An 11,317-nucleotide genomic window follows, 5' to 3' on the forward strand; every position below is an offset into this window, starting at 1 on the left:
GGGCCTGCGCGCTCCGCTTGCCGACAGGCGGGTGTGTGCAGTGGGCGGGGTGTGGGCGGTCTTGCTGTTCCCTTCACCGTATCACGGCGTTCTCGCCGTCAAGGGCTGCGCGTGCCTTGCACGCTGGCGGCCGTGGCCGTCTTCGACCCTGTGACGGCTTGCGCTGCGCCGTGCTGGCGCCGGTTCCGGGCAATTCCGCCCGAGCAACCGGAGCACGATCATGACGCAACTGTCCTTTTCCTCGTTCGATTCCTCTCTGCTGGTGCGTGACGCGCAGGGGCGCTACCTGCCGGCGTCGGTGGATCAGATTCTTGATGCCGCGCGCCATGCCATCGACCAGAAAATGCAGCGGGGCATGTCCTTCACCTCACCAACCATCGTCAAGGAGTATCTGCGCACCAAGCTGGCTGGCTTCGAGCACGAAGTCTTCGCGGTGCTGTTCCTCGATTCGCAGCACTGCCTGATCGAATACATCGAGATGTTCCGGGGCACCATCGACAGTGCGTCGGTGTATCCGCGCGAGGTGGTCAAGGAAGCGCTGCGACTCAACGCGGCGGCGGTGATCTTCTCGCATAACCACCCCAGCGGGAATCCCGAGCCGAGCCAGGCTGACAGGCAGATAACCCAGCGGCTCAGAGATGCGCTTGCGCTGGTGGACGTGCGCACGTTGGATCACATCGTCGTCGGCGGTGAGTCCACAGAGTCCTTCGCCGAACGGGGGCTGCTTTAACCAAGGGGGGGCCTCGGCCCCCTTTTTGCTGCGCCTTGTGTCGAACTCTCCGGCCCTGCGGGCCTGCGCGCTGCGCTTGCGTCCGTGCCTTCGTTGGAGGTGGGGAGGCGGTCTTGCTGTTCCCTTCACCGTATCACGGCGTTCTCGCCGTCAAGGGCTGCGCGCGCCTTGCGCGCTGGTGTCCTGGCGGCCGTCTGGGACCCCTGACTGCTTGCGCTGCGCCGTGCTGGCGACGGTTCCGGGCAATTCCGCCCGAGTAACCGGAGATCGTCATCATGAACGACAAATCGCATGTTTCGCTGGAACGCCACGTCTGCCTGGTCTGCGGCACCGCTTACGACACCGGCAGCATCCTGCTCGACAAGCGCCTGCGCGCGAGCATGGAGCGCTACACGACGACGGGCTGGGGCCTGTGCGCCGAACACCAGAAGCTGTCCGATGACGGCTTTGTCGCCCTGGTCGAATGCGACCCCGAGCGCAGCGGCTCGCCGGCGGGCGGCGGTCGCGTGAAGCCGGAGCAGGCTTACCGGACGGGCCGGCTGGCGCATCTGAAGCGCAAGGTGTTCGCCGAGCTGTTCAACGTGCCGATTGCGGCCGAGCAGCCGTGCGTGTTCGTCGAACCCGGCGTGATCGAACAGTTGCAGGCGATGGTGTCGCCGGCGGTGAGCTGATCGCACGGCCAACATCCGGTGCGTCGCCCTGCGGGGCGGCGCACTTTTTTCTGCTGCGCCTGGTGTTGAGTCCTTCGGCCCTGCGGGCCTGCGCGCTGCGCTTGCACTCCAGGGGAACGGCTTGCAGCCGATCCCCGCCGCGCGTTGCTTGGCGCCCCTGACAGCCGCCGAACAGGTTGCACCTGATCGGCCTTCGCGCCTGCGGCGCTGCGCGCTTCGCTTGCGTGGGGGCGGCGCCATCTGCGGCCGTTGCCAACCACCGCCGTCTTCCCTCGCTCATCACCTTGTCCGCGACTGTAGCCCGCGCCCGTGTGCCGTCAAGGCGCGCCGGGCCGTGTCCTCGCTGCGCTGCGGGCCGCACCAACCCGGCGCTCGTTTCCTTGACCGCCCCCGTTCACGGACTCCCTGTCGTCGCGGGCGATGAACTCAGGAAAGACGGTGGCAACGAGGCCGGCCCAGGTCTCCGCGCCGACCCCACCGGAAAGCCGAAAGGCGGGCTCCGAATCTAGGAATCCGGTGTGCGGTTTCAACAGCAAACCCTTTTGTCAGGAGTAACACCATGAACGCGATTACCCAACCCGAAACCCTTGCCATCCACACCGCCAGCGCGCTGGAAGTGGCCGAGCCGGCCAAGAACCTGATTCTGGTCCCGCTGTCGCAGTTGCTGCCGCGCCAGTCCAAGCGCAACGCGCGCAAGGCCCCGCGCATGTCCATCCCGGAACTGGCCGCCAGCGTCGCGCGCGTCGGCCTGCTGCAAAACCTCGTCGTCATCCTCGCCGCCGATGGCGAGCATTACGAAGTCGTCGCCGGAGGTCGCAGGCTGGCCGCCTTGAAGCTGCTGGCGAAGAAGAAGCGCATCGCCAAGGATTGGAACGTGCCGTGCCTGTTGGTGGCGGACGGCAGCGCCCGCACCGCGAGCCTCACCGAGAACGTGCAGCGCGAGGCCATGCACCCCGCCGACCAGTTCGAGGCGTTCGCCGCGCTGGTCGCCGAAGGCCGCCCCATCGAGGACATTGCCGCCGATTTCAGCGTCACCCCGCTGGTGGTGCAGCGCCGCCTGAAACTCGCCAACGTCTCGCCGCGCCTGATGACCGACTACCGCGCCGGTGCCGTCACGCTGGAACAGTTGATGGCCCTTGCCATCACCGACGACCACGCCGCGCAGGAAGCCGCGTTCTACGGCGCGCCGCAGTGGCAGCGCAGCCCGTCCGCGCTGCGCGAGCACCTGACCGAACGCGAAATCGACGCACAGCACCCGCTGGCCTGCTTCGTCGGGCTGGACGCCTACACGGCGGCAGGCGGCAGCACCCGCCGTGACCTGTTCGCCGAGGACGACAGCGGCATTTACCTGAACGACGCCGCGCTACTGGAACGGCTGGTGCGCGACAAGCTGGACGCGCAGGCCGGAGACGTGCGCGCCGAAGGCTGGGCATGGGTGGAGGCCGTGCCGCACCTGAGCCACGCCGACCGGCAGGTGTTCCAGAACGCCCCGCGCCAGCGGCGCGAACCGAACGCCCGCGAGGCCAAGCGCATCGCCTCGCTGCAAGCACGCATCGACAAGGCCGACGCCGCGCTGGAAGACGCCTACGAGGCCGAGGACGAGGACAAGGCCGAAGCCCTGCACGAACAGCGCGAACGGCTGGCGGACGAACTGGACACCGTGCAGGCCGGCTTGCTGCGCTACGCCCCGGACGTGCTCGCGGTAGCCGGTGCCATCGTCACCATCGACCGCGACGGCGAGGCCGTGATTCATCGCGGCCTGCTGCGCGAGGCCGAGGCCAAGGCACTGCGCACGCTGGAAAAGCTGCGCCAAGGCTTCACCGGCGCGGAAGGCGCACACGACGACGAAGGCGAGGACGCCGAGCCGCCCCAAACCGCCAACCTGTCCGACCGGCTGGCGCAACGCCTGAGCGCGCACCGCACCGCCGCGCTGCAAATCGAAGTCGCCCGGCATCCGCAGGTGGCGCTGGCCGCGCTGGTGCATGGCATGGTGCAGAGCGTCTTGCAGGACAGCCGCTACGGCCACGACCTGCCGCTGGGCGTGAGCCTGAAAGTGCAAGACCGGCTGGAAGGCATGGCCCCGGACTGGCCGGAGTCGTCCGCTGCCGTTGCCCTGCGCGAACTGCAACAGGCATGGGGCGAACGGCTGCCGCAGGACAGCGCCGAACTGTTCGCCGCGCTGCTGGCGATGGAGCAAGGCGAGCTTGTGCGGCTGCTGGCCTCGTGCGTGGCCGCCAGCGTGGACGTGGTAACGCCCCGCGCCACGCCGCACCAGCCCGGCGCGGAACTGGCGCGAGCGGTCGGGCTGGACATGGCCGCATGGTGGCAGCCGAGCGCCGAAGGCTACTTCAACCACATCCCCAAGGCCGCGATTCTGGACGCCGTGCAGCAGTTCGCGCCGTCGCACGTCACCCGGCTGGCCAAGCTCAAGAAGGCCGACATTGCCAGCGAGGCCGAGCGGCTGGCCGATGGCACCGGCTGGATGCCCGCCGTGTTCAAGGCCGAGAACGAGGCCGTGCAGGCGAGCGAGCAGGAAACCGACGCAGAGGCCGAAGCGGAGGAAGCGGAAACGCTGGCGGCATGAGGTAGCCACGCGAAGCATGGCTCCGGCGCAGACCGCGCCGGGGCCTTTTGCCGTGGTGGCAAAAACCGGGCACGGCGGTGCCCGCCGCGCCCGGTTTCAACGGCCAAAAGCAAAACCGCCACGCCGCCGCCTTCGGTCAGGCGGCGGCGTGGCGACGCACAAGTGGCCTTGTGCGGGAACGGCTCAGAACTCAGCGACTGCCCACAGGACTGTCAGCCCAAGGGCTTGCCCGATTTATCTTCTTTGTGTGACAGTAGGTATGCCTTATCATGAGCAGACAGCCGCGTCACGCTGAACCTGCTGCCGGGTTAAACGACGTTTCCTCCTAGCTTTCTTCGTTGACCGTGCCTATTCCCGGTTGATGCGTAATCGGCAGACATCGACCTTGCATAGAGGAATCTGGCATGTCTGCATCTACGTTTTTTGTTTCCAAGTCCGCTGTACGCACCCTCAAACAGAGTGCCCAACGGCATGTTCGCGGTGTTTCTTCTTCCCATCTGAGTGAAGGTGTTGCGGCAGCTTTGGGCTTCAAGACCCATGCGGCGCTGCGAGCTGCGCTTGAGGGACGTGCAACCGCCGAAGCTCAAAAGCCCAGCAATGCTAAGTTGGTGCAGCGCCTGCGCCAGCTAGGTTATGCCCCGGTGCCTGATGATCTGCGGGTGCTGCCAGAGTTTGAGCACTCCTATTCCCCTTTCAGGAACTTTCCGCTCAGGAAAGGGCGCAGTGTGCGTTGGCACGCATGGCGCAATCTGCTCGTGGCTGCGATCAATGCAGGTCTTGAACAGCGCCTGTTTGGGCTTTCGCCAGGTGAGAACTGGTGGCCTGGCGGTGCGCCGGAAAGCCATGAGTGCGAACGCAGCTCCTACCGCTTCATGGTCGATGGTGAGATGGCTGCGATTGCCAGTGTGGACGCTATCAGTGGCGACGAGCTTTCCATCAGCGTCATTCTCAATCCCCGAAAAGTTGATGTTCAACCAGAGTGGTATTGCGGCTTGACTGATGGGGACGCGGTAGCGCACTGCTGGTTGGAGCGGCGCTTGGGTGCGTGGATTCAGGACGGTGGCGAGAACTTCCGCTGCAAGCGTGTCATGCAGTCACGGCTGGCAGATCTGACGATTGAGCCGAATGGTTATTCGGATCAGGGCAGTTTCTTCATGTAGTGACCTGTTGCGGCAGGGGCGCATTTCCAAAACAAGGCGTGTCGGCACATAGCGCCGCCGGGCTTTCGGGCTGCGCCCCGTGCCGACTTCGCTGTCACGGCCATTCGGCTTCAATCCCTCACGCCTTCGCGCCTGCGGCGCTGCGCGCTCCGCTTGCCTCCAGGGGAAAGCCCTCGGGCTATCCACGCCGCGCGATGCTTGGTGCCCCTCGATGCAGCCGAACCGGCTACGCCGGATCGGCCCAACCGACGCCCCACCACCAGGGCGGGACGCGGAGCTACGCCCCGGTTTGCTGCGGCAGGTTGTGCAGAAGCGTGCCGTCCTCAACGCTGGCGGTTCTTGCCCATCACGTCACGAAGGACGGTTCACGGACAACTCGCCCGGCATCGCTATGGAGCTTCCACACCACGCCTCAAGACCTGCACCGCAAGGTACGGCTGGGGCGTTCCCGCCAGTCGTCGGGTGGTTGACCTGGCCCGTGTCAGGGGGCGAGCCGGAGCAGCCTTCGTGCGGGGATGCCGAGCCGGCCATAGCGCCTTTCGGAGCGGTTCGGCCCAAGGCGTCCTTGGTTTGTTGTGAATCCTGGCGGTGGCGCGGCTGCGCCTCGGGCTTATGGCTGCAACCGTCCAGCGAAAACAATTTCCCCGCCGCTGCGCGGCTTCCTCGCGCAGCAAATTCTTTTCGCCTCCCGGTTCTCCACTGCGTTTCGACCGCAGGCGGTGCAGCCAGCCCGTCCCCCGCCGGCCGGATCACAACAAGGACGCGATGGGCGCGAACCTTGTTCAACCGAAAGGAGCAAACATCATGGCCAACATCGGCACCTTCACCGCAGAGAAAGACGGCTTCACCGGCTCGCTTCGCACCCTGACGCTCAACGTCAAGGTCAAGCTGCTTCCCAACGACAAGGGCAGCAGCGAGAACGCCCCCGACTTCCGCCTCCAGGCGGCCGGCCACGACATCGGCGCGGCGTGGAAGAAGACCAGCGAGGCCGGGCGGGACTACCTGTCCGTGACCCTCGACGATCCTTCGTTCCCGGCAACGGTCTATGCCCGGCTGATCGAGAACGAGGACGGCACGCACGACCTGATCTGGTCGCGCAGCAAGCCACAAGCGGCTTGACGCCGCCCACAGCGCCCCGCCAGTCGCGGCGGGGCGCTTCCCACTTTCAGCTTGGCCGAGATACTTCAGCTCCATATGGCAGCTTGACCTTGCCTCCAGACTTGATTGGTGTGTTGTAAACCACCTTCAGCAGTCGTTTCGGCACTAACATTTGCTGAGAAAGCTCATCCTCAAATTGCTCGCGCTCAAGAGTTTGATAGCGAACCTTCTTGTCATCACCATCATCAAATGGGTCATCTTCGTCATCAAGATAGTTTTTGCCGCTGATGCAAACGCCTTCAATTATTTTGTTATCCCCAATCTGTACGTCTGCGGTCACGGCTTGCCCTTTTCCTGGGATAGCAAACATACGGTTTGATTGGTTGGCTAGCGCTCCAGCAATAAAGTCGAAGCTATCTTTGAAATCTGGATACTGCTCCAGCTCGAAGACTTCATTAAAGAAGTTGATCTTAGGCTGTTTACGAAACTCACCTTTTGAGTCGAAGAAAATCTCAAAAAGAATTCCATCAAGAATAGCTTTCCGCTTCTCCGGCCTCATGCCATTGGTGTGCTTGTGGAATTTCTGAATCCAGTCTATAGCGGAATTTGCGGAGCCATTCGCCGCCTGCAAAATGTTGCGTCCAAGCACGAAAAGGCTATCTGCACTGGCTCCATTAAGTTTTTCCGATGTTAGTGCATCCAACGCAGGATTTTGGGTATACCAGTTATGACTTTTCAGGGCCTGGATTGTTCGGTGTGACAGCTTGCTCTCATCAATGACAAAGGTTTTGTCTTTGATTGCAGCCACACTGTAGTTTTCTATGCTGGCTGCTGCGCTAAGGTGAAAGTAGAATTCGCCTGCTAGTGATGTATGTTCCCAGGAAATCTGCTTTTGTTTCGTAGCGGCTCCCAGTGTATTCCGCACACGTTTAAACATTGCCTCTACTGGGAGGTCTGGCTCCTCAATGTGCTTCAGAAGTGCCTCTGTGTAAAGACCGTTACGGCGAGCGCCATCACTGGCAAACTGGCCCGGAGACGTAGCGAAAGCTATGAGTGTTCCACGAGGGGCATAGACCGGCGCCAAGCTGCGAGGTTTTCCGCGCCATTTACGCTCAAACGGATTATCCCGGCAAGCGTCAAGAATGATAATGTTGGTACGTGTGGCGCCATCTTTCGGCTCCATACGCTTTATTACTTCATCTAAGGACAGCGCCCCAGTTTCGATATCCGTTTTGTCTTCGGCTTCGGTATCCTTGGCGATCAGATAATTAACGCCATCTACCTCGACTCCGTGGCCAGCGAAGAAGAAAACTGAAACGGCCCCACCATCATTGGCAGATTTCTCGAAGGATTTGATCGCCTTTTTCATCTCCTTGAAGGTCGCATTAATCAGCTTTAAGACATTAAAGCCGCCATCGGTAAGAACTTTGGCAATATCTTCGGCGTCGTTGGTTGGGTTCTTTAAATTGCCGCCGGAGTCGTAGAGAGCATTACCAATAACAAGGGCATTTAGGCGTGGCATGGCGATAAGGCTCAGTTATTTGTTCTGAAAATGACTACCTCGATTCTTCGAGATAACGGATCGCCACATCAATGCCAGGAGATCATGGACACTGGCGTACCTTGGATATTTGGCGGGAGTATCTAGGTGTTAAATTCAGCTTTTTCTTGTCCACTACCCGGAGCGAAACACTCATACGCTACCCCCCCCGTAGAAATTTCTTCCAGCTCCCGCTTTACCTGTTCCAGTAGCTGGTCAGCCTTGCGCTCGCTGTCGCCGGCATACGCCAACGTCAGCAGCGTGAGCGGATGAACCTCCATGACCTCGCACAGCTCGGCCACCTTGTTCAAGGTCGGGCTTTTCAGGCTGCGCTCCAGCGAACTCATGTAGGTGCGGCTCGACACGTCGGAGAACGCTTCCTGGCTCAAGCCACGCGCTTTCCTGACCGTCTTCAACGCTGCCGCAAATGAGTTTTTCGCTGTCATCCAGTGGTTTCCCCAAAACCCAAGATGACATCCCATTGCGCCCTATAGAGCTACAATCTATAGTGTTCATTTGGCGATGCTCTCTGGAATAGTGCCTTTACGGAAATCCGTATCTACGACGGGTATCAAATCCACAGAACCGCATCCGTGTCTTTGCTGGCTTACGTCAATACGCCTTCGTATCTTTACGTGACTGCGGATGTATGAGTTTGCGTTTTTGAGCTTGTACTCAGACGCGCAGATGCGATTCGGTGGTTCCGTGCATCGGAGGGAAAGCGTGACCATGAACCCGCTCATCACTGACGAGCAACGCGCGCGGCTACTCGCCAACGGCGAGGCGCGTGCTGCCGGCCACGCCACCGATCTGCTGCCCGTCGTGCGCCTATTCACCCCGGACGCACACGCCACCTGGCTGCTGGCCTCGCTCGATCCAGCGGACGGTGACACGGCCCACGGCCTGATCGACCTGGGGATCGGGATGCCCACCTTGGGAACGGTGAAACTCTCCGATCTGGCGTCCATCGTCGGGCCGCATCGGCAGCCCGTGATGCGTGATCGCTACTTCCAGCCGACGCGGCTACTGTCGGAGTACCTGCGGCTGGCCGAGGACAACGGTTCGATCACCGACTGAACAACCATAGTCATCGGCTGCGCATTGTGTCTTTTTCAGTCAGATTCAAGACGCTACGGGTCTCAATCGGCAGTCTTGCACTGAAGCAGTGCGTGCCTGATCGAAACAGTCATGATGCCCGACACAGCTTTTGACAGGCTGCCCAATGCGGCACGCCATTTTGGGGCATACCGCCGTCGCATTCGGACGAAACTCGCAACGCATCAGAGCTAATCGGTCTTGATATGACAGTCTATTGCCTCACCCATGATGTTGCGATGATGGCTTCTTAGCACGCATTTTTCGCCGTGGCGACGTACCTCAAGCTAAAGGAGGTTGCGTCATGACTGATCGCAGCGCCGAGTCCTGGTACCCGACGGCTGCTTATCTCTACGTCCTACACCTGGATGGTCCGGCGCTGGCGTGGGAATACCTGCGCCGTCACCCCGATTACCGCCACGACTGGCTGCGCCGGCGTCGCCGACCAGAGGCGGCTGGGCGCTGGGGACTGCGCTTGCTGGAAGATCCAGCCTTGGATGCGCGCGAGGCGCATCCGGCCTGGTTTCCCGACCACGACGCCGTACTTCAGCTCTATCCGGACGCTGATCCACCGCCAGATGCCGACGCCTTCGAGTTCTGGCGCCTTCCTGGCCGCAAGCATCTGATCCACGATGGCAGGCGCTTGGTTCTGATTACACGGTGGCCAGGCTGCTGCTTGCGGCTGGTGATCGCTCCCGGTCTGAAGGATGGCCTGGCCTACGCCTATGCCATCCGGGCTTGCACCACGCTCTGCGAGCGTTATCAGGCGCTGACGGCCGAATTGGACAAGCTGACCGCTGCTGGCGATGAACCACCTTCGGCCACGGTACGGCCACGACCACCCCTGACGGCCTTGCTGGAACTGCACACTTTGCAGGCGCTCGACGCGACCCTGGCGGGCGCGTCCTTGCGTGAAGTGGCTGAAGGGCTGTTTGGTGTCGATGCCGTCGCCGATGACTGGCACGCCGACAGCGCCCTGCGCGCCCGCGTGCGGCGGCTGGTGCGCCGGGGTGATGCACTGATGCGTGACGGCTATCGCCGCCTGGCACAGCTTCCACCCGCTGAACAGGGACGTTCTGCTCTGGCAGCAAAACGTCCCTGAGCAAGCCCCCTGCGTTTCTTGAGACTGCCTCCATCCGGTCGCGTTGTGTGACCGGACGTTTTCAACCGATGGAGGCTCATCCTATGCGACCCGCTCCCTTGCGGCCTGCCGCCGCTGCTGCTGCCACGCCCGCGCAGCCCCAACGCTACCTGACCAACGACGAGGCCGCCGAGTACCTGCGCCTGTCGCCGCGCACGCTGGAGAAACAGCGCGTGATCGGCGGTGGCCCGAAGTTCCGCAAGTTCGGCCGCCGCGTGATGTACGCGGTGGCCGACCTCGATGCCTGGGCCGATGCGCGCAGTTACGAGGCCACGTCCGATCCCGAGTACGCCGAACGCCACGCGGGCGACTACCGTGATGGCCGCTGATCGTCGGCGCGCCGGTGGCCATCGTCATGTCCAGCCCATCGCTGCCGCTCCGGCAGCGGACAGCGCAGCAGCGGGAGCAGCTCGATCTGTTCCGCGCACTGCCGGGCGAGGACATGGCGCCGCGCGACGCCCAGGACCTGATGGCCTATCCATTCTTCTCGCTGGCGAAATCGCGGCGCACGGCGCCGATCGACTTCCGCAGCGGCAACATCAGCATTCGCGTGGAGGGTACCCAGGAACACGGCATCGCCACCATTTGGGACGCCGATATCCTGATCTGGGCCGCCAGCCAGATCGTGGAAGCCCGCGACGCGGGCATCCAGCCTTCGCGCAGGATGCAGGCTACGCCTTACGAGATCCTGCGCTTCATCGGGCGCGGTACGTCGCTGCGCGACTACCAACGCCTCAAAGCCGCGTTCGACCGGCTGCAATCGACCACCGTGGCCACCTCCATCCGCGAGACCACCGGGCGGCGGTTGCATCGCTTTTCCTGGATCAACGAGTGGAAGGAACTGGCCGATGCCAGCGGCAAACCGCTGGGCATCGAACTGATCCTGCCGGACTGGTTCTATGCGGGTGTGCTCGATGCGGCGCTGGTACTGACCATCGACCCGGCGTATTTCCGCCTGACCGGTGGCATCGAACGCTGGCTGTACCGGCTGGTGCGCAAGCACGGCGGGAAGCAGGAAGGCGGCTGGCAGTTCGACGTTCCCTACCTGTATCGCAAGTCCGGCAGCCTGGCGCAGCCGCGCGATTTTGCCCGCGACCTGCGCGTCCTGGTGGCGCGGCAGTCGCTGCCCGGTTACGAGCTGTCCATCGAGCGATGGCCCGGCGCACCGGAAATCCTCGCGTTCCGGCCCGTGCCGCAAACGGCACGGGGATAAGCCTGGGGATGGAAACGGGACAAGCTGTGAATGGGCTCGTGCTATCGGGCGCGCGAAGACTCGTGCTATCAGGCGCACCCGTATC

At 62.7% G+C, this 11,317-nt stretch carries 11 protein-coding genes; 9 read left to right on the forward strand and 2 right to left on the reverse strand.

Annotated features, from left to right (window positions below; genetic code table 11):
• Window positions 1-220 precede the first annotated feature (220 nt).
• The 5 genes from radC to H6X51_RS06585 all read left to right on the forward strand — a co-directional run bounded on the left by radC (window position 221) and on the right by H6X51_RS06585 (window position 6,264).
• A complete protein-coding gene (radC, locus tag H6X51_RS06565; RefSeq protein ID WP_185266724.1) occupies window positions 221-730 on the forward strand; it encodes a RadC family protein in 510 nt (169 codons plus the stop codon).
• Window positions 731-1,005: 275 nt separating this feature from the next.
• The gene (locus tag H6X51_RS06570; RefSeq protein ID WP_185266725.1) at window positions 1,006-1,401 is read left to right on the forward strand and encodes an ATPase; all 396 of its coding nucleotides are present in this window, start codon (window positions 1,006-1,008) and stop codon (window positions 1,399-1,401) included.
• 559 nt (window positions 1,402-1,960) lie between these two features.
• On the forward strand, window positions 1,961-3,985 hold the full coding sequence (locus tag H6X51_RS06575) for a ParB/RepB/Spo0J family partition protein (protein ID WP_185266726.1): 2,025 nt from the start codon (window positions 1,961-1,963) through the stop codon (window positions 3,983-3,985).
• A gap of 404 nt (window positions 3,986-4,389) precedes the next feature.
• Window positions 4,390-5,145 carry a hypothetical protein gene (locus H6X51_RS06580; RefSeq protein WP_185266727.1) on the forward strand — a complete coding sequence of 252 codons (756 nt, stop codon included), beginning with the start codon at window positions 4,390-4,392 and terminating at the stop codon, window positions 5,143-5,145.
• A gap of 804 nt (window positions 5,146-5,949) precedes the next feature.
• On the forward strand, window positions 5,950-6,264 hold the full coding sequence (locus tag H6X51_RS06585; RefSeq protein WP_185266728.1) for a DUF736 domain-containing protein: 315 nt from the start codon (window positions 5,950-5,952) through the stop codon (window positions 6,262-6,264).
• 46 nt (window positions 6,265-6,310) lie between these two features.
• On the opposite strand, the gene H6X51_RS06590 is transcribed toward H6X51_RS06585, so the two are convergent.
• Together H6X51_RS06590 and H6X51_RS06595 are read right to left on the reverse strand one after the other, a co-directional pair.
• Window positions 6,311-7,765, reverse strand: coding sequence for a caspase family protein (locus tag H6X51_RS06590; protein WP_185266729.1), 1,455 nt, complete (start codon window positions 7,763-7,765; stop codon window positions 6,311-6,313).
• A 122-nt stretch (window positions 7,766-7,887) separates the two neighbouring features.
• A complete protein-coding gene (locus tag H6X51_RS06595) occupies window positions 7,888-8,229 on the reverse strand; it encodes a helix-turn-helix domain-containing protein (protein ID WP_185266730.1) in 342 nt (113 codons plus the stop codon).
• Between the two features lie 283 nt (window positions 8,230-8,512).
• Between H6X51_RS06595 and H6X51_RS06600 the strand changes: the two genes are divergently transcribed.
• The 4 genes from H6X51_RS06600 (at window position 8,513) to H6X51_RS06615 (ending at window position 11,232) form a co-directional block, all read left to right on the forward strand.
• Window positions 8,513-8,860, forward strand: coding sequence for a DUF2958 domain-containing protein (locus H6X51_RS06600; protein ID WP_151180686.1), 348 nt, complete (start codon window positions 8,513-8,515; stop codon window positions 8,858-8,860).
• A gap of 322 nt (window positions 8,861-9,182) precedes the next feature.
• The gene (locus H6X51_RS06605) at window positions 9,183-9,980 is read left to right on the forward strand and encodes a DUF2285 domain-containing protein (protein ID WP_185266731.1); all 798 of its coding nucleotides are present in this window, start codon (window positions 9,183-9,185) and stop codon (window positions 9,978-9,980) included.
• Between the two features lie 98 nt (window positions 9,981-10,078).
• A complete protein-coding gene (locus tag H6X51_RS06610) occupies window positions 10,079-10,348 on the forward strand; it encodes a helix-turn-helix transcriptional regulator (protein ID WP_430308108.1) in 270 nt (89 codons plus the stop codon).
• 26 nt (window positions 10,349-10,374) lie between these two features.
• Window positions 10,375-11,232 carry a replication initiator protein A gene (locus H6X51_RS06615; protein WP_185266732.1) on the forward strand — a complete coding sequence of 286 codons (858 nt, stop codon included), beginning with the start codon at window positions 10,375-10,377 and terminating at the stop codon, window positions 11,230-11,232.
• Window positions 11,233-11,317 lie beyond the last annotated feature (85 nt).

Source organism: Halopseudomonas xiamenensis (genome assembly GCF_014219065.1).
GTDB lineage: Bacteria > Pseudomonadota > Gammaproteobacteria > Pseudomonadales > Pseudomonadaceae > Halopseudomonas > Halopseudomonas xiamenensis.